A 17,767-nucleotide genomic window follows, 5' to 3' on the forward strand; every position below is an offset into this window, starting at 1 on the left:
TGCCTGCTGGTCGCCGGGTGGCCCCCGCATCGATTTGGGGGCCAACCTGGTTTTGAATCAGCCTTCGCCCGGACCTTCGCAGGCGATGATCTGTTCCATGGTATAGTCGGTCCAGCCCGGAACAGTCACGGAAACAGGCCATTCTGGATCTAGGTTGGGGTTCTGCGCCGCGGAAATTGTGGCCACACCGTCGTCGGTGGTATTTTCCCAGAGTACGGGATCGACAAGCACGGTTTTGCTGTCTGGTGCCTCTCCGTTCAGAATGTCGACCGCGAGCGCAATTCCCGCGCCGCCAACCGAACCGGGGTTGGTCACGGCGGCCCCTTTGAGGCCATCCACCTCGGTCAGATATTGCACGAAACCCGCGTTATCGGCACCGACAATCGGCACGAGCGGCGCGCCGGATTCGGTGAACACATCGACAATCACATTGTCGATCCCGCTGGTCCAGACCCCGTCAAACGGGATACCTGTCGCAAGAAAATCGAACATCTGTTGCTTGCCCTGATCCTGCTGCCAACCGGTGAAAACCTCGTGGACAACCTTGATATCCGGGAACTCTTCCAAAGCGCGTTTGAAACCGTTGTCCCGGTCGGTATCAGCTGACACGCCAGCAATGCCGCGCATATAGACCACGTCACCTTTGCCGCCGAGCTGCTCGAACAGCCACTTGGCGCCGAGATAGGCGTATTCCTCCTGATTGTTGGAGAGGATATAAGCGCCCTCTGCGGTAACGCCCGCGTCTACCGCGACCACCACGATATCCTGCGCCATGGCCTGTTCCAGCGCAGAGTTCAGAGCATCAGGGTTCGATGGGTTCAGGACGATGGCGTCGACACCGGCTTCGATGAGGTTGTTGATGTCTTCAAGCTGGCCCGCGCTGTCGGTATTGCGATGCGCCACGATGATGTTGTCTACGTCGCCCTCGACCAAAGCCTGCGCACGCATCGCGCAGATCATCTGTTCGCGCCAGCCATTGCCCTGCACGGTGTTGGAAACGCCAATCGTATAGCCTTTATGCGCGTCGGCAAATGCCGCCGACGACAAGGACGCAGCGAGCGCAAAAGCGGCGACGCCTGATAGTAATGTCTTCATTTTATGTTCCTCCCAGTTCACAATCTGTTTTGAGTTCCCGGCGCTTCACGCTCTTTTCTATTTGATGAAGGGTTGCAGAACGTCCCGCGCCAGAAGAAAGCCCCTTTTCACTTTCTCATCTGTGCCTTCGAACAACCTGTCTTCGTGTTCGATGATGACCGGCCCATCATACCCGGCGCGATAGAGGCCGGAAAAGAAATTGGACCAGTCCACATCGCCGAGACCGCAGAGCCGGGGTATTTGCCACCCCATCCCTACCGACATGATGCCGTGTTCATAGAGTCCATCGTAATCCACCATGAGGTCCTTGGCATGCACGTGACCCATATGCGGCCCGAATTCCTTGATGAAACGGGTCTGGTCGATGAACTGCCAGATCAGGTGCGACGGGTCGAAATTCATGCCGACCCCGTCGCCCCATTGCTCGAAGATGCGTCGCCAGATTCGGGGGCTGTAGGCAATGTTGTGACCGCCGGGCCATTCATCATAGCTGAAGATCATCGGGCAGTTTTCAAAACACAGCCTGACACCCGCATCCTGTGCATGTCGCACGATAGGGTCAAAAATCTCGGTGGCTCGCACCCAGTTCTCATCGACATTCAAGGAGCGGTCTCCGCCGACAAAGGTGTTGACCACTTCGACCCCCATCACACCAGCGGCGGAGATGACTTTCTTCAAATGGCTGATGACGTCTTCGCGGTGATCTGCCTCCGCGTGCAGCGGATTGGGGTAGTAGCCAAGGCCGGAAATCTCGATCCCGTGCTCGGCAAGCTGGCTTTTGACATCGGAACCCTCAGAGGCGGTCAATCCGTCAACATTGATATGGCTCGTTCCCGCATAACGCCGCTTTTCGCCTCCTGCTGCGGGCCAGCAAGCGATCTCAAGCGCGGAAAACCCGTTGGCACCGGACCACGCCGCGACATCTGTCAAATCCGTATCTTCGAAAGGAGCGGTCAGCAGGCCCAGTTTCATTTTATCCCTCTCCTATCTCGCTCAGGTCAACCCAGCGCTGTTCTTGTGACGATCTCAGCACCGCATCGCAGAACAACATCTCGTAATGCCCATCCTCTAAGGTCGCCCAGGTGCTGCCGGGCTGTCGGCCACCCCGCACAACATCCGAGTAAACGGCGCGAAAGAAGTTGAAGAAGGAGTCTGCGAACCCCTCCACGTGTCCGGGGGGCAGGGTAGCCGCTGCAACTCCGGCCTCGTTCATCAGAGTAAAGTCCCGCATCAGGGTTTGGTTCGGGCCGTCGCGATGACCAAGGAACAAGTGATCGGGTGTCTCGCTGTCCCAGGCCGCGCTTGCCGTGGACCCTGCGATATCCCATTGCAGCGAATTCTTGCGACCGACATTGATCTGACTGGTACTCATCACGCCGCGTGCACCATTGTCGTAGCGGATCATGATCATGGCCGCGTCATCGGTTGAGACTGCGACCCGCTCTGTTGCGCCAGCGGCGCTGGAAAAGGTCTCTACCGGGCCGGTGGGCTTCTCGCGTTCGGGCAGGAAGGTTGTCAGCTCCGCCATGAGTGATGCGGCCTTCAGCCCTGTGACGAAACTCGTCAGGTCCACCCAATGCGTGCCGATGTCGCCGACCGAGCGCAACGCGCCGCCCATCTCGCTTTCCAACCGCCAGTTCCAGTCGGTTGGTTTCGCCAGCCAGTCCTGATGATAATGCCCGGTGACAAAGCGTATATCGCCCAGATCACCCGCTTTCACCATCCCATGAGCCTGTTGGTTCAGGGGATAAAAGCGGATGTTGTAACAGACCGCAGCGACCTTGCCGGACGCTCTTGCAATCTCGACCATCTCGGCGCTTTGGGCGGAGGTCATCGCCAGCGGCTTTTCGCAGATCACGTGTTTTCCGGCTTCCAGAATGGCTTTCACCTGCGGGTAATGCGCATGATTGGGTGAGGTGACATGCACGACGCTCACGCTGTCATCGGTCAACAACTCCTCCAACGAGGCATAGGAGTGGGAAAGGCCGATTTCGCGCGCTCTTTCCGCGCCGCGCTCCGGTGAGGAGCCGAGGACGCCACGCACCTGAACACCCAGACGGCGCAGAGCCTGCACATGCACGGTTCCGATGAACCCTGTTCCTATGACCGCGGCTCCGGTTTCGGCTATGCCCCTCACGTCCACACCCATTCAGACAACAGAATACCCTCCGTCCACCGGAATGCAGGCGCCGGTCAGGAAGGCCGCCGCATCCGAGGCCAGAAACAGTGCCGCACCGACAATATCATTGGGTTGACCCCAGCGCCCCAAAGGCGTGCGCGCCTCTACCGCTGCGGTGAAATCCGGGTTTTCCCGCGCTCTGGCGGATTGCTCGGTCACAATGAACCCCGGGGCGATCGCATTCACCCGGATGCCATCCTGCGCCCAGGCAATTGCCAGCGACTTGGTAAGCTGTTCGACACCCGCCTTTGACGCGCCATAAGCCGGGTTCTTTGGCGAGCCGAAGCGGGCATACATCGAGGCAATGTTGATCACGCGGCCTCGGGCCTTGGACAGGGCAGGGTAGAGCGCCTCTGCACACCGGAACGTGCCGGTCAGGTTCACATCAAGCACATGCGAAAAGAAATCCGGCGCCATTTCTTCGCCGCGACGGGTGATTGCGGCGCAATTGATCAGGACATCCACGCTGCTATGCGCCTGCGCGAAAGCCTTCACCGCTTGGGTATCCGTGACGTCCAGTTGGGTATAGGTGAAGCGGTCTGCATCCACTGGCGCGCAGTTTGGCTCGACACCCGTGATTTCAACCTGTGCACCGGCATCCTGAAAGGCGCGCGCAATGGCGGCGCCGATACCGGCCCGACTGGCCCCGATCACAAGCACCTTGGCGCCCGCGAAGTCGAAAGCCACAGCGGCGGTCACCCGAAAAATCCTATCGCGTTACGGTGGCAGATGTGTTTCCCCAGATCTTCTCATGTTTCGTACTGAGTTTATGCAATCGATTTCATGTCCGGTAAAACCCCTTTTCAGAGCATGAAATCGATTGCATAGTCGCCTTGGCAAAAGATTCGAGTCAAGCTGCAAATTCTCTGACGGGCCATCGACATGTTCCAGAAACCCGCCACAATTCAGGACGTCGCCCGCGCTGCAGGCGTCTCGACAGCAACGGTCAGCCGCGTTTTGTCAAACCCCGGCCTCGTTTCTGAGCGTACCCGCGAGGCCGTTTTGCTCGCAGTCCAGGAAACGGGTTACCGGGTCAACCAGGCGGCGCGAAATCTGCGCATGCAGCGGGCAGGCGCCGTGCTGATCCTTGTCCCCAACCTCGGCAAGCCGTTTTACTCCGGCATTCTGGCCGGCATCAGCGAGGGGTTTGTAGGATCCGACTACGCCGTGCTGATAACCGATACAGAAAGCAATCCGCTTCAGGACGCGACACTGTCGGGGTATTTCATCGATGGCCGAATTGACGGGGCAATCTCATTGGATGGAGGCTTGTCTGCCGAGGCGCTTGCCCAATGCACCCGCTGTGGGGCGGGGGGACGGATTGTCTTTTTGTGTGAATGGGTGGAGGGCCAGGATTTCCCGGTGATCTCAAGCGATAACGCAGAAGGCGCGCGGCTTGCCATCCGTCATTTGCATGATCTCGGCCATAAGAAGATTGCCCATGTCACGGGGCCGGATGGGAATATTCTGACCACCGCGCGGCGTGAGGGGATGGTGGCCGAACGAGAGAGACTTGGACTGCCGGTGCGTTCGGAATGGATCATTCGCGGTGATTTCTCACTAGAGTCCGGCCATGAGGCGGCACATCGAATTCTCGCGATGCGTGACAGGCCCACGGCGGTCTTCTGTTCCGCCGATATGGTGGCATTCGGGCTCATAGCCGGTCTGATCGCGGGCGGCTTGCGGGTTCCGGAGGACATCTCGGTTGTCGGATTTGACGATATTGAAATGTCGGGCTCGTTTGTTCCTGCCCTTACCACGATCCGGCAGGATCGTCATGGTTTGGGGCGTCGCGCAGCAGAGGTTCTCTTGGACCGGTTGGCCAAGGCAAATGACCAGAGCGGCCGGGAACCCGCGATGCCCGTTGAACTTGTCATTCGCGCAAGCACAGCGCCACCTACAGATTAGACCGGCGTGCCAGCCATGGGCTAACGGTGTCTATTCTTTGCAGCAACCGGGCCGGATACGGAAATCTCTTGAGCAAGCGTGGATGAGTTGCCAAGCTTCACCGGATATCTCTGGTGTTTTCGAGATTCAGCCGTTCCCTGGGGAGGACGCATGAGCGACACGGTCCCTTTGCATGACACCGCACCACTGGCGCGGGATTATTCCTTGACCGGCCCATCAGGGGTCCGGGCCGTTGAGATCGGGTTGGCAGCGGCAGAATGGTATCATAGCGACGTGCCACGTAAGATGTTCAAGACACTTATAAAACGGCGCGACGGTCCGGCGATGCGCGACACCGCAATCTGGGTCGGGCTGCACATCCTGTTTGCCGCCGGAGGGATATATTTCTGGGGATCCTGGCTGTGCGTGCCATTCTGGTTTGCCTATGGCGTTCTGTACGGGTCGGCATGTGACAGCCGGTGGCATGAATGTGGACACGGGACGGCATTCCGCACGCGATGGATGAATGATGTGGTCTATCACATCGCCTCGTTTCAGGTCATGCGAAACCCGATCAACTGGCGCTGGAGCCACGCGCGCCACCATACCGACACGCTCATCGTTGGTCGCGATCCCGAGATCGCCTGGATGCACCCGATCGGCCTCGTTTTGAAGGCGTTGGCTTTTGTTGGTGTTGTTGAAACCTGGCAATCCCTGAAGGTGCTGGCGCGAAACGCGATGGGTCATGTCTCGCCCGAGGAACAGACCTATATTCCCGAAAGCGAATGGCCCAAAGCGATCTTCTGGGCGCGGGTCCATATGGCGATTTATGTGGCCGTTCTCTGCATCTCAATCGGCATGCTGGTCGCTGGACAGGGCTGGGCCAGCATTATCCCGATTCTGCTGGTCGGCGGGCCACGGGTCTATGGGTGCTGGCATTTCGTTATGACCGGTCTTTTGCAACATGGCGGCCTTGCGGAAAACGTCATAGACCATCGTTTGAACTCTCGCACCCTTTATATGAACCCGATCAGTCGCTGGCTGTATTGGAACATGAACTATCATGTGGAACATCACATGTTTCCGATGGTTCCATATCACGCGCTGCCGGAGCTTCACGAGCAGATCAAGCACGACTTACCAAAGCCAAACACGTCAATCTGGGATGGCTATCGCGAAATGATGGACGCCGTCATGCGCCAGAGGCAGGACCCGGATTACGCGCTGCGCAAAGAGCTTCCTCCAACTGCGCAGCCTTACAACGAAGCCCTGCACAATGAGGTTCCAGAGCGGTCCCCGGCCTGAGATCGCGATGCGGATAGAAGGAATGATCGATGCCCTGGATTGACGCATGCGCCATAGACGACGTCGAGGAAGAAGATGTCATACGTTGGGATCATGATGACCGGACTTATGCAATCTACCGAAGCCTGGATGGTACATTCTATTGCACCGATGGTCTTTGCACGCATGAGCAGGTGCATCTGGCGGACGGCCTTGTCATGGACAACGAAATCGAATGCCCCCGGCACAATGGGGTTTTTGATTATCGCACCGGAGAAGCCTTGCGCGCGCCGGTCTGCGCGAACCTTGCCACCTACGATACCAAGGTTGAGGCCGGTCGCGTACTGATCCAGATCAGCTAACATGTGATCCTTGTTCCTGACGTGCTGGGACGACGGCCAGTTTGGGGGATGTTGCGTGATTGAACTTTCTTCGAAAGGCATCCGCCTCTCCTTCGATCCTGACCTGGGCATAATCCAGAGCTTTCATGTGTCTGATCGCGAAAAAGAGATCGCGCCCCTGCACCTTGCGCCATGGGTGGGATCGGGCGAGACCTTGCCCGATGATATAGCGCCGCACCTGAAGAAGCTCGGCGGAGACTTTTCTGTGCGCCCTTTGCCGGCACGGAAGGCGGTTCAGCGCTGCATGGCTGGTCGGCAAACTCTCCGTGGCGCGTGTTGAAGCATACCGGCGACCACCTCAGCGTCGAGCTGAGGCGGACCGTATTTGGTGCCACGCTCCGCAAGGAGATCACGCTGCGCCCGAACCATCCATTCGTCTACCAACGCCATGTCTTTTTAGGCGGTGAGGGGCATGTGCCGGTCGCAAATCACACCAACGTTGCTTTGCCGAATGGGGGAGTTATCCGCACCTCACCGAAACTGTGCTGGAGAACTCCCAATGTTGCACTCGAAACGGATCCTAGCTTGGGCAGATCAGGTCTGGTGTATCCAGCCAAAAGCCCCTCGCTCTCTGCCTTTCCCGGCATTGGCGGAGATGTGGATTTAACCCGGTATCCATGGTTCCCAAACCACGAGGACTTTATCGCCGGTCTGGAGGCCCCGGGGCACGAATTGGGTTGGACGGCGGTCACAAGACCCGTTGAGGGGGACTTGTTCCTCTCGCTTCGCTCCGCTTCCGCGCTCCCCATGACGATGCTCTGGCACTCAAACGGAGGCAGGGATTATCCGCCCTGGTCTGGCCGGCATTTTGGTTGCCTGGGTGTTGAAGAAGGCGCGGCGGGGCATATCCTGAATGGTCAACTGACGAATGAGGCATCCAGGGGTGGAAGCGTCGCGTTGACGCCCACCGGTACAATTGAGGTCGCACATGTAATTGGGGCGATCCCTTGGCCAAGTGGGTCGGCTGTGCGTTCCATTGACTTGACCGGAGACGGGCTTTGGATCTGCGGCGCGAGGGAGGAAAGCGTGTCCGTGCCAATCCAAGCCAACATGATCAACTCGATCTGATCGAGCCCGCCCCAAAGCAGTTCAGAAATCCGGCGCGAACCGGGGTGCGCTCAGCCCACTGGTCCGGTGGTTTCGCGCACGACCAGCTCTGCCGGGATCAATGAAATGGATTTGGGCATCTCCGGGTCCTTGATGCGGTTCAGAACCACGCGCGCCAGTTTCCGCCCCATCTGGTAGGGCGACACTGCCATTGTCGTAAGGGGCGGCGTCGCAACGGCCGCGTCCTGAATGTCGTCAAATCCGATCACCGAGATTTCCCGACCTGGCTGCATCCCTAACTGGCTGATGCCCAGGCAGGCTCCAATGGCAACCATGTCTCCATTGCACACCAGCGCAGTAATCTCTGGATGCGCGGCGTGGAGCTCCTTAAGTGCGCTCAGGCCGCTTATCTTGTCGTCAAAGCAGTCCCAAACGATGGGGAGGTCGAGTTTGAAATCGACAAGAGCCTGTTCATACCCGGCGATGCGCTCGCTGCGCACGCCCGCCTTGGCTACTCCGCCGAAATAGGCAATATGGCGATGACCCAGTTCAGCCAGGTACTGTGTCGCTTTGGCTGTTGCAGCGGCATTTTCGATCCCGACATGATCGAACCGGCCTGCACCTGATCGACGTAAAAAGGTCACCGTCGACAAGTCATGCGCGGCAAGCAGATCGAATGTGCTGTCCTCCGTGTCTTCGGCAGGCACCCACAGCAACCCACCCCGCGAGCTGCGAATGAAGGCTTCGAGGTTGCGCCGCTGGCGGTCCGTATCGTCGCGACTGTCGAGTACCGAGACCAGATACCCTTCGGTTTCCAGCAAATCGCTGACCCCGCTGATCACCTCGGCATTGAACGGGTTGGCGATCTGGTGGATGGCAAAACCGATCTCGCGGTTCTCGCCCGACCGCATCGAGGCCGCCCGCCCGTCAGTCACGTAATGGAGTCTCTGTGCCGCAGCGAGAACCTTTTTGCGGGTGCCTTCGGAAATCCGCCCAGTTCCGCGCATCACCTGACTGGCGGTCGCGGTGGACACGCCTGCAGCTTTGGCAACGGTTTCAAGCTTGGGTTTTTCAGGCATCGCTTTGGGTCAGTAGATATTACGTTTTGGCAAGTTTTGTGGGTTTCAGGTCAAAGATCAACCGAAATCCAATGGGAATCGTTGATTTCAAGCCTGGATCAAATGTAATTTTAGTTGACGGATGGTATAACGTTATACCATGCTTCACCCAGTGCCGTCTTCCGAGTCGCAGAGCCCGGGGGAACGCGCACAAAACCAATGCGGAGGAGCAAATGTCATTCAGAGTCACTCTGGCGGGGGCCGTGTCCGGTGCCGCCATTCTCGTTTCGGCCGTCGCGGCGCAGGCCGACGACGTGCTGTTCTGGTCCACCCAGGCCAAGCCGGTGGAAGAGGCGCAGGCGATGCGCGAGCAAGTACTTGGCAGCCATGACGGCGGCGTTGACTATCAGCCGAACGATGCGGGCCCCTGGCTGACACGACTGCAGGCCGAACTGCAGGCCGGTGATGGCTCGATCGGTGTGCTGGGTGCGCTGCATGGCGATTTCTCGGCCATGAACACCGATGATCTGGTCGATCTCGATGATCTGGGCGTTGCCGCCTCCAGCGACACGTTCAACAACCTTGCCAAGCTAGGTGGCGACGGGATGCAATATATCCCGTGGATGCAGGCCAGCTATATCATGGCAGCCAACAAAGAGGCGCTGCCCTACCTACCCGAGGGCGCCGACCTGGACGCACTGACCTATGATCAACTGATCGAATGGGCGGCCAATGTGCATGAGGCGACCGGCGAAGCCAAGTTCGGCTTTCCCGCAGGCCCCCAAGGGCTGAAACACCGGTTTTTCCAGGGTTATCTCTACCCGTCCTACACCAACGGCGTCGTGCGTACTTTCGCTTCAGATGAGGCGGTGACTGCGTGGGAGAAGTTCCTCGAATTGTGGGAGCATACCAACCCCGCCTCGACCAACTTCTCGTTCCTGCAGGAACAGTTGCTGAACGGGGATGCGTGGATCGCCTTTGACCACACCTCGCGTCTGGCGCAGGCGTTCAATGAGCGGCCCGACGATTTTGTCGCATTCCCGGCCCCGGCCGGCCCGGCGGGTCGCGGCTTCATGCCGGTGATTGCGGGCGTTGCCATTCCGCGTACTGCGCCGGACATGGATGCATCCAAAGCGCTGGTCGCGCATATGCTGAAGCCCGAAACACAGATCGCAACGCTAAGGGCCACCAACTTCTTCCCGGTGGTTGAAGTTGAGCTTCCCTCCGACCTGCCGCCCTCGGTTCAGGCCTCCGGTGCTGCCATCGCCAAGATGAGCGGCGCGGCGGACGCCAATCCGGGCCTGCTGCCTGCGGGGCTGGGTGATCAGGGCGGTGATTTTAACCGTGTCTTCACCGACTCGTTCGAGCGGATCGTGCTGGCTGGTCAGCCCATCCGCGCCGTGCTGGACGACCAGAAAGGTGCCCTGCAGAAAATTATGGACGAGACCGGCGCGCCGTGCTGGGCGCCGGATGCACCCTCCGACGGGGCCTGCCCGGTCGAATAATCTCCCTGGTGCAAAGCATCATCTTTGCGCCGCTGTCCGGGCCACATTAGCGGCCCGGACCCCTGAGAAGTCGACTCCAACAGCTGAAATTTATCCGGAGTAAGCCGATGAACGCCCGGTTCTTGCCTTATGTTCTGATCCTGCCGGTCACATTGTTTCTGTGCCTGTTTTTCCTCTACCCCTTCGTGCTCGTCTCGCAACAGGCCTTCAGTGGCGAGAACGGGTTCAGCCTCGACAACTTTCGCGACGTTGTCACCTACTGGAAATTCCCGATCTCATTGAAAAACACGCTGCTGTTGGCGGCGGCCGTGGTGCCGGTGCAGTTGGCGCTGGCGCTGTTGATGGCAACGATGGTCAACCGGATGCAGAAGGGCCGGGATATGGTCCTTTATATCTGGACGATCCCGCTGGGCATTTCCGATCTGGCCGCCGGTATCATTTGGCTGGCAATCTTTGAACAATCCGGCTTCCTCAACTCGATGATGAGCGGGCTGGGCATTGTCGACCGCCCGGTGAACTTCCTGTCCTATCAGCATCCGGGCATCGTCTTCCTCGCCATCGCACTGGCCGAGATCTGGCGAGCAACCGCGATCATGCTGGTGATCCTTGTGGCGGGCATCGGTCTTATCCCGAAGGAATATTATGAGGCCGCCGAGGTGTTTGGCGCGTCGCCATGGAAACGCTTCTGGCGCATCACCCTTCCGATGCTGCGCCCGTCCCTGCAAACCGCACTGGTGCTGCGCGTGATCCTCGCCTTCGAGGTCTTTGCCGTGGTCGCGGCCCTTGGTGGCACGCTTTTCCCGGTGCTCATGGGCGAAACCTATGCCTATCAGTTCGACCTGCTCGATAGCGGGGCGGCCGCCGCGATGGCGCTGATCATCCTCGCCATCTCGATCGCCTTCACCCTTGTCATCCTGCGCGCCCTGCGCGTCCCGAAAGGAGCCGGAGTATGACCGCCGTCGCAACCGATACCCCCGCCGATACGCAGAAATCCGGGCGCAAGCTTTACGTGGCCTCTGTTGTGCTGCTTTGCGCCTGGGTAATCGTTCCGCTGTATTTCCTGCTGATCAACACCCTGTCTTCACCCGAAACCGTGAACAGCTTTCCCAAGCCGTTCCTTCCTGAGTTCAACTTTGGCAGCCTCGCGTTCTTTGCCAATTTCGCAGGCATTCTGACCGCGTTGAAGAACTCGATTCTGGTGGCGGGCATGACGATGATCATGTCGATCCTGATCGGCGCGCCAGCCGGATACGCCCTGTCGCGGTTCGAGTTTCCGGGCAAGGGATTGTTCCGGATGCTGATCCTGTTGACCCGCGCCTTTCCGCTGCCGCTGCTGGCGCTGCCCTTGGCGGTGATGTTCATCCGGGTCGGCCTGGATGACACGGTGTTTGGTCTGGCGTTGGTCCATACCACGCTGGCCATTCCCTTTGCAGTGCTGATCACCTTCTCGCTCTTTTCCGGCATCCCCCTGGAACTGGAAGAGGCTGCATGGACGCTGGGATGCAACCGGGTCACCGCATTCACCAAGGTGGTGCTGCCGCTGATCCTGCCGGGCATCACGGCGTCCGCGATCTTTGCCTTCGTGATCTCGTGGAACGAGGTGTTCGCGGCCGCCGTTTTGACCATCGAGAACCGGACGCTGACCGCGTTCCTGCTGCAAAACCTCGATACCTCGCCGATGCATCTGAAATTTGCGGGCGGGTTCATTCTGGTCGTACCGGCGCTGATCTTCATCTTTGCGGTGCGCAAATACCTGTTTGCGATGTGGGGCATCGCCAACCGCTAAGCCGAAACTCTAAGGATAGGAGCCAAGACAATGGCTGAGATTCAAATCAAGAATGTCGCAAAGCGTTTCGGAGAGTATCAGGCGCTGCATGACATCAACCTGACCATTGCCGATCAGGAATTCATGGTCCTTCTGGGTGCTTCGGGCTGCGGTAAATCCACGCTGCTGCGGATCATTTGCGGGCTGGAAACTGCGACTGAGGGTGAGGTCTGGATCGGCGGGCGCCGAGTGGACCACCTGCCGCCGCGCGATCGGGGCATCGCCATGGTGTTCCAGAACTATGCCGTCTTTCCACACCTGACCGTGTTCGAAAATATTGGCTTTGGCCTGCGGATGCAGAAACTGCCAGATGACGAGGTCAAACGCCGGGTCGAACGCACCGCCGGGCTGATGCATATCGACCAACTGCTGAAGCGCTATTCCGGCGAGTTGTCGGGCGGTCAGCGCCAGCGGGTTGCCGTGGCGCGGGCTTTGGCGATGGAACCGGACGTGATCCTGATGGATGAACCGCTGTCGAACCTCGATGCGCTTTTGCGGCTGGAAATGCGCGCCGAACTCAAGGGCGTGCTGGCCGAAAGCAACACCACCGCGATCTACGTGACCCACGATCAGGTCGAGGCGATGAGCCTTGCCGACCGGATTTCAGTCATGCATGAGGGCCGTATCGTGCAGGCGGCCTCGCCCGTCGAGGTCTATCGCAACCCTGCCGAACGCTTCGTGGCGGGCTTCATCGGCAATCCGCCGATGAACTTCCTGCCCGCCAACCCGGCAGGTGATCACAAATGGAATGTTGCGGGACAGCAGTTTGCAGGGCCCGATACCGGCAACGGCTCGCTGGAATTTGCGATCCGCCCCGAAGATATCCGGATCGATGAAGCGGGCCTTCCAGTTACCGCGAAGATCGTGGAACCGCTGGGCGCGCATCTGCTGGTGACCTGCGAGGTTGAAGGGTCAATGTTCCGTGCAGTTCTGGACAGCGATCTGAGCGTCAAAGCCGGTGATACGCTGAAACTGGCGCCCCAAGAGGATCGCATCCGCTGGTTTGACCCTCAGACAACACGCGCCGTCGCCTGAGGAGCAGAGATGAGCGATCACCTGATAGAGCAGGCCAAAGAGATCCTGCGCCGCAACGATCGAGGGGCCTACTCGGTTCCAACCCATGGGCTGTATCCCTTTCAATGGAACTGGGACAGCGCCCTGAGCGCGTTGGGGTTCTCCCACTTTGACGAAGCGCGGGCCTGGACCGAGATCCAAACCTTGTTTGAGCATCAGTGGGAGGATGGGATGGTGCCCCACATCATCTTCCACGAACATGACGAGGGGTATTTTCCGGGGCCGGACATCTGGGGCACCGGCGCGGCGGTGCCGACATCTGGCATCACTCAGCCGCCGGTTGCGGGATTTGCAGCGAGCAAGATGTTTGATCGCGCCTCCGACACGGAGCTTGCGACCAAACAAGCCCGCGCCCTGTTGCCGCGTATTCACGCCTGGCACAAATGGTTCTTTGAGTGCCGCGATCCGAAAGGAACCGGCCTGGTTGCCCTCATCCACCCCTGGGAATCGGGCCGCGATAATTCGGTTGACTGGGACGACGTTTTTGAACGGGTGCCCACCGATGATGTCCAGCCGTTCCAGCGTCGAGATCTGCAGCATGCCGATCCCGACCATCGCCCGACGGACGAGCAGTATTTGCGCTACATCTGGCTGGTTCAACGTTTCCGGAGCCTTGGGTGGGACAATGTCAAGCTGCACGATGCTTCACCATTTCAGGTCGTCGACCCGGGTTTCAATGCGATCTTGCAGAGATCCTGCGCCGAACTTGCAGTGCTTGCGGATCGCCTGAACGAGTCGGAAATCGCCGCAGAATCCCGTAGCCTCGCCAGCAAGGGACGCGCCGCCATGGACACGCTCTGGAACGATAAGCTGGGCCAGTATCTTTGTTTTGACAGGACCGCCGGCAAGCTGATTGATAGCCCCTCCATCGCGGGGCTCCTGGCTGTGTTCGCGGACACCCCGGAAGACAAGGCCAAAGCAATCGCCCAAAGGATCGGTGATCTGTCGGAACGATGTGAATATTTGGTACCCAGCCATGACCCCGACGCCGCAGAATTTGACGGTCGTCGGTACTGGCGCGGCCCGGTCTGGCTAATCGTGAATTACATGATCGCCGACGGGTTGTATAATGCCAGTCAGGTTGCGATGGCGGACCGCATCAGGCAGGATTGCCTGCGATTGATCCATGAAAGTGGATTTGCAGAGTATTATGACCCGACAACCGGCGCGCCTTGCGGTGGAACCCAATTCACCTGGACCGCTGCAATGGTGATTGAAATTCTGAAAACACAGCAGATTGCGGCGTGAATTGATCCGATCACGCTAAGCTGGCCCATCCGCGCTGACATTGGACAGGTTCTCACCCCAACCGCTTTTTGAAGCGTAGTGTTGCGGCCAGTAGCCCCACAACTGCAAAACCGACCATCCACAAGATGTCGCCGCGCAACGCATAAAGCGATGCGTCGCGCAGCACCACACCACGGATCATGTCCATGAAGTGGGTGGCCGGCAGAACCTGGGCAATCACCTGAACCGGTTTCGGCATACCATCAAACGGGAACATGAAGCCGGACATCAATATTGAAGGCAGCAGGACAAAGATCGTCATCTGCATGGCCTGAAGTTGGTTCTGCGCCAGTGTGGAGATCACCAGCCCCAGCGACAAGCTGGCGATGATGAACAGAAGTGTCACGACCAGCAACGTTCCCAGCCCACCATGAATGGGCACTGAGAAAAGGACATGCCCGAGGCCCAGTATGATTGCCACCTGGATCAGCCCGAGGAAGATATAGGGAATGATCTTGCCAATCATCAGTTCCACGGATTTGATCGGTGTGTTGATCAGCATTTCCATGTTTCCGCGTTCCCGTTCCCGCACGATTGCGGACGAGGTGAAAAGGATCATGGTCATGGTCAGTATGACGCCGACGAGGCCCGGGACAATGTTCACCGCCGAGCGCTGCTCGGGATTGAAATAGAGCGTCACTTCGAATGTCGGAACCTGGCGGTTTGGCGGCAGTCTCAGCAACTCGGTCAGGGGCATCGTGCGCAGAGATTTGATCGCGCTGGCGACCATCGTGTCAGAGCCATCGACGATCCAGTGGGCCACCGGGCGGCTGCTCGTCTGGTCCGTAGCGTCGGGCAATCCAAGACCGACTGCCGGGCTTCGCGCCAGACGGCTATCCACGTCGGGCGGTATGATCAATGCGGCGCGTATCGTTGATTCCGTGATTGCCTGCTCGGCGTCTTCCGGCGTCAGGAACACCTCTTTGACGGTGACGACTTGGGTGGCCTGCACGATCTGTACAAGCGTTTGCGACAATTCGGTGTTGGCCTGGTCCACCAGGCCGACGGGCACATGGCGCAGGTTCGTGTTGATTGCATAGCCAAATAACAGCAACTGGATCAGGGGTATTATAATCACCATGCCAAACGTCATCCGGTCACGCCGCAATTGCAGCAGCTCTTTCTTCAGGACGGCGGTGATGCGGCGCGGGGAAATCACGACGAGGTTCCCTTCGTTGCGCTGACGAACACATCTTCAAGGTTTGGACGCTGCACGGACAAGGACAGGTCCGGAAAACCCTGCAACACGGAATGTAGCATGGCCACAGGATCGGTTTCGGATATTTCGACCAGTACGCGCAGGCGGGCACCGACCTGAGCGGTCGACAGTGTTTTGCCGGTCCCATCCAAAGCGCGTTTGACTTGGCGCAGGCCATCCCCCTCGACCTCGACGACGACCGCGTTCAGATCATTCATCAATTGCCTGGGGGTTCCGTCCGCTTTCTTGACGCCATGTTCCAGAATGGCCAGCCGATGGCAGCGTTCCGCCTCGTCCATGAAATGGGTCGAGACGATCATCGTCGCGCCCTGATCGACCAGATCGAACAGTTGCTCCCAAAATGCGCGGCGGGTTTCGGGGTCTACGGCAGATGTGGGTTCATCCAGAAACAGCAATTTCGGGCGGTGCATGACAGTTGCAGCCAGCGCGAGCTTTTGGCGTTGCCCACCGCTCATGCTGCCGGTGAGCTGGTTGGCGTTTTCCGTCAGGTCGTAGGTGCCCAGCAACTCGTCGATCCGATCCTTGGTGGTTCGGCGCGGCATCCCATAGATCTCGGCCGCGAAGCGAAGATTTTCCAGCACCGTCATGTCTCGGTAATAGGAGAAAATCTGGGTCATATAGCCGATCTCGTGCTTGAGAGGTTCGGCGTAGTCGGGCATGGGGCGGCCCAAAACCGATATTGATCCACTGCTGGGCGTCAGCAGGCCGGTCAACATGCGCATGGTGGTTGTTTTTCCGCACCCGTTCGGGCCAAGGAAGCCGTAGATCTGGCCTGTTCGGATTTCGAGATCGAGGTTGTCAACGGCGGTCTTTTCTCCGAACCGGCGCGTCAGCCCGTTGGTGGCAACCACCAGATCGGTCATGGCATTTCGACCTGAACGGGCACCCCTGCGGGAAGATCGGGTGACGCGCCGGGCAGGTCGATTTCAGCAAGATAGACAAGCCGCGTGCGGTCATCCTTGTTCAGCCCGTAATACGGTGTGAATGACGGGTCATCGCTGATCCATCGAACCGTGCCATCCAGTGCGTCCTGCAGGCCGTCTACATGAACCTGCAACATGTCGCCCGGTGAAATGCTGACCCGGTGTGGCTCGGGCACATAAACGCGGGCATAGGGCGTATCCCCGGAAATTATCACCGCAACCGGGCTGCCTTCGGTGACGCGTTCCCCGAGATTCCAGGGCAATGAATCCAGAACACCGTCCCGGGTTGCGACGACCGTCAGATTGTCGAGGACATTCTGTTCGGCTTCCACCAGCGCTTCGGCGGCGCGAACGTTTGCTTCGGCAACGGCAAGATCCTCTGCTCGCGTTCCATTCTGGAGTTCCTTGAGAGATTCCATGGCACTGGCAAGCTCGGCACGGGCCGTGTCCCGAAGCGCAAGATCCTGTTCGAGGCGCGCCTCGGTCACGACCGAGTTCTGCACCAGTAGCGCGTTTCTGTCATACATCGCCTCTGCATCTGACAGACGTGCTTGTGCGCCTGCCACCTTGGCCTCTGCGATGGCAATTTCTTCTTCACGGGGACCGATCTCAAGCTTGAGAAGCGTCGCCTTTGATTTCTCAAGCTCTGCTTGCGCCAAATTCAGCTTTGCGCTTTGCAGCGTATTGTCGAGCTGCACAAGAACGTCGCCTATCTCTACCGGCGTTCCCTCGGCGATCGGCAGGTCGACAACGATTTCATTGGCTGTCGCGGTCAACGCCACCCTGTCCCGGGCCAGCACACCCAGAGCCGCGCTGGAGTCCGGGCCAGTGCATCGATCCAGCAGGGCGGCAGGGACGATCGCCAGAAATACAAGAGAAAAAGGCGCAGATATATTCAACAACAGCTTGGCTCCTCTGAACCGCTTCCTTTTCGTGGTAGGTTACAGGCCCATGCCAAGATCTAACAAGCACTAGGTGTAGGC

The 17,767-nt window shown here is 58.8% G+C and carries 17 protein-coding genes; 9 read left to right on the forward strand and 8 right to left on the reverse strand.

What is annotated here, in order from left to right:
• Positions 1–57 precede the first annotated feature (57 nt).
• From AB1E34_RS06880 to AB1E34_RS06895, 4 genes are read right to left on the reverse strand one after another with little or no spacing between them, the layout of a single operon-like run.
• Positions 58–1,095, reverse strand: coding sequence for an ABC transporter substrate-binding protein (locus tag AB1E34_RS06880; protein ID WP_372571596.1), 1,038 nt, complete (start codon positions 1,093–1,095; stop codon positions 58–60).
• 57 nt (positions 1,096–1,152) lie between these two features.
• Positions 1,153–2,067, reverse strand: coding sequence for a sugar phosphate isomerase/epimerase family protein (locus AB1E34_RS06885; RefSeq protein WP_372571597.1), 915 nt, complete (start codon positions 2,065–2,067; stop codon positions 1,153–1,155).
• A gap of 1 nt (position 2,068) precedes the next feature.
• On the reverse strand, positions 2,069–3,232 hold the full coding sequence (locus AB1E34_RS06890; RefSeq protein WP_372571598.1) for a Gfo/Idh/MocA family protein: 1,164 nt from the start codon (positions 3,230–3,232) through the stop codon (positions 2,069–2,071).
• Between the two features lie 12 nt (positions 3,233–3,244).
• Entirely contained in the window at positions 3,245–3,973 is a 729-nt protein-coding gene (locus AB1E34_RS06895) for an SDR family NAD(P)-dependent oxidoreductase (protein WP_372571599.1), read from the reverse strand.
• Between the two features lie 183 nt (positions 3,974–4,156).
• Here AB1E34_RS06895 and AB1E34_RS06900 point away from each other — a divergent pair, with 183 nt between their 5' ends.
• The 4 genes from AB1E34_RS06900 to AB1E34_RS06915 all read left to right on the forward strand — a co-directional run bounded on the left by AB1E34_RS06900 (position 4,157) and on the right by AB1E34_RS06915 (position 7,126).
• A complete protein-coding gene (locus AB1E34_RS06900) occupies positions 4,157–5,182 on the forward strand; it encodes a LacI family DNA-binding transcriptional regulator (protein ID WP_372571600.1) in 1,026 nt (341 codons plus the stop codon).
• Positions 5,183–5,332: 150 nt separating this feature from the next.
• Positions 5,333–6,466 (forward strand): fatty acid desaturase family protein, encoded by a 1,134-nt coding sequence (locus AB1E34_RS06905; protein ID WP_372571601.1) that lies wholly within the window; start codon positions 5,333–5,335, stop codon positions 6,464–6,466.
• Positions 6,467–6,495: 29 nt separating this feature from the next.
• Positions 6,496–6,807, forward strand: a complete 312-nt coding sequence (locus tag AB1E34_RS06910) for a MocE family 2Fe-2S type ferredoxin (protein WP_372571602.1) — start codon at positions 6,496–6,498, stop codon at positions 6,805–6,807.
• Between the two features lie 55 nt (positions 6,808–6,862).
• Positions 6,863–7,126: a hypothetical protein gene (locus AB1E34_RS06915; protein WP_372571603.1), complete on the forward strand. Its 264-nt coding sequence runs from the start codon at positions 6,863–6,865 to the stop codon at positions 7,124–7,126.
• 838 nt (positions 7,127–7,964) lie between these two features.
• Here AB1E34_RS06915 and AB1E34_RS06920 read toward each other — a convergent pair.
• On the reverse strand, positions 7,965–8,972 hold the full coding sequence (locus tag AB1E34_RS06920) for a LacI family DNA-binding transcriptional regulator (RefSeq protein WP_372571604.1): 1,008 nt from the start codon (positions 8,970–8,972) through the stop codon (positions 7,965–7,967).
• 212 nt (positions 8,973–9,184) lie between these two features.
• Here AB1E34_RS06920 and AB1E34_RS06925 point away from each other — a divergent pair, with 212 nt between their 5' ends.
• From AB1E34_RS06925 to AB1E34_RS06945, 5 genes are all read left to right on the forward strand, one after another.
• Positions 9,185–10,456 carry an ABC transporter substrate-binding protein gene (locus tag AB1E34_RS06925; RefSeq protein ID WP_372571605.1) on the forward strand — a complete coding sequence of 424 codons (1,272 nt, stop codon included), beginning with the start codon at positions 9,185–9,187 and terminating at the stop codon, positions 10,454–10,456.
• Positions 10,457–10,563: 107 nt separating this feature from the next.
• Positions 10,564–11,409, forward strand: a complete 846-nt coding sequence (locus AB1E34_RS06930) for a carbohydrate ABC transporter permease (protein ID WP_372571606.1) — start codon at positions 10,564–10,566, stop codon at positions 11,407–11,409.
• The gene (locus AB1E34_RS06935) at positions 11,406–12,242 is read left to right on the forward strand and encodes a carbohydrate ABC transporter permease (RefSeq protein WP_372571607.1); all 837 of its coding nucleotides are present in this window, start codon (positions 11,406–11,408) and stop codon (positions 12,240–12,242) included. The genes AB1E34_RS06930 and AB1E34_RS06935 overlap by 4 nt, the downstream gene beginning before the upstream one ends.
• 30 nt (positions 12,243–12,272) lie before the next feature.
• Entirely contained in the window at positions 12,273–13,316 is a 1,044-nt protein-coding gene (locus AB1E34_RS06940) for an ABC transporter ATP-binding protein (protein ID WP_372571608.1), read from the forward strand.
• Between the two features lie 9 nt (positions 13,317–13,325).
• A complete protein-coding gene (locus AB1E34_RS06945) occupies positions 13,326–14,603 on the forward strand; it encodes an amylo-alpha-1,6-glucosidase (RefSeq protein ID WP_372571609.1) in 1,278 nt (425 codons plus the stop codon).
• 52 nt (positions 14,604–14,655) lie between these two features.
• Here AB1E34_RS06945 and AB1E34_RS06950 read toward each other — a convergent pair whose 3' ends face one another.
• The 3 genes from AB1E34_RS06950 to AB1E34_RS06960 are packed head-to-tail and all read right to left on the reverse strand — an operon-like array spanning position 14,656 to position 17,686.
• On the reverse strand, positions 14,656–15,801 hold the full coding sequence (locus tag AB1E34_RS06950; RefSeq protein WP_372571610.1) for an ABC transporter permease: 1,146 nt from the start codon (positions 15,799–15,801) through the stop codon (positions 14,656–14,658).
• Positions 15,798–16,724, reverse strand: coding sequence for an ABC transporter ATP-binding protein (locus AB1E34_RS06955; RefSeq protein ID WP_372571611.1), 927 nt, complete (start codon positions 16,722–16,724; stop codon positions 15,798–15,800). The genes AB1E34_RS06950 and AB1E34_RS06955 overlap by 4 nt, the downstream gene beginning before the upstream one ends.
• Positions 16,721–17,686: an HlyD family secretion protein gene (locus AB1E34_RS06960; RefSeq protein ID WP_372571612.1), complete on the reverse strand. Its 966-nt coding sequence runs from the start codon at positions 17,684–17,686 to the stop codon at positions 16,721–16,723. The genes AB1E34_RS06955 and AB1E34_RS06960 overlap by 4 nt, the downstream gene beginning before the upstream one ends.
• Positions 17,687–17,767 lie beyond the last annotated feature (81 nt).

This window comes from Ruegeria jejuensis (assembly GCF_041537905.1).
Taxonomy (GTDB): Bacteria; Pseudomonadota; Alphaproteobacteria; order Rhodobacterales; family Rhodobacteraceae; genus Ruegeria_C.

Coding starts and splice junctions, on each gene's coding strand:
- AB1E34_RS06885 (WP_372571597.1), bottom strand. CDS start 2,067: ATGAAACTGGGCCTGCTGACCGCTCCTTTCGAAGATACGGATTTGACA.
- AB1E34_RS06920 (WP_372571604.1), bottom strand. CDS start 8,972: ATGCCTGAAAAACCCAAGCTTGAAACCGTTGCCAAAGCTGCAGGCGTG.
- AB1E34_RS06880 (WP_372571596.1), bottom strand. CDS start 1,095: ATGAAGACATTACTATCAGGCGTCGCCGCTTTTGCGCTCGCTGCGTCC.
- AB1E34_RS06910 (WP_372571602.1), top strand. CDS start 6,496: ATGCCCTGGATTGACGCATGCGCCATAGACGACGTCGAGGAAGAAGAT.
- AB1E34_RS06955 (WP_372571611.1), bottom strand. CDS start 16,724: ATGACCGATCTGGTGGTTGCCACCAACGGGCTGACGCGCCGGTTCGGA.
- AB1E34_RS06925 (WP_372571605.1), top strand. CDS start 9,185: ATGTCATTCAGAGTCACTCTGGCGGGGGCCGTGTCCGGTGCCGCCATT.
- AB1E34_RS06935 (WP_372571607.1), top strand. CDS start 11,406: ATGACCGCCGTCGCAACCGATACCCCCGCCGATACGCAGAAATCCGGG.
- AB1E34_RS06940 (WP_372571608.1), top strand. CDS start 12,273: ATGGCTGAGATTCAAATCAAGAATGTCGCAAAGCGTTTCGGAGAGTAT.
- AB1E34_RS06905 (WP_372571601.1), top strand. CDS start 5,333: ATGAGCGACACGGTCCCTTTGCATGACACCGCACCACTGGCGCGGGAT.
- AB1E34_RS06945 (WP_372571609.1), top strand. CDS start 13,326: ATGAGCGATCACCTGATAGAGCAGGCCAAAGAGATCCTGCGCCGCAAC.
- AB1E34_RS06900 (WP_372571600.1), top strand. CDS start 4,157: ATGTTCCAGAAACCCGCCACAATTCAGGACGTCGCCCGCGCTGCAGGC.
- AB1E34_RS06930 (WP_372571606.1), top strand. CDS start 10,564: ATGAACGCCCGGTTCTTGCCTTATGTTCTGATCCTGCCGGTCACATTG.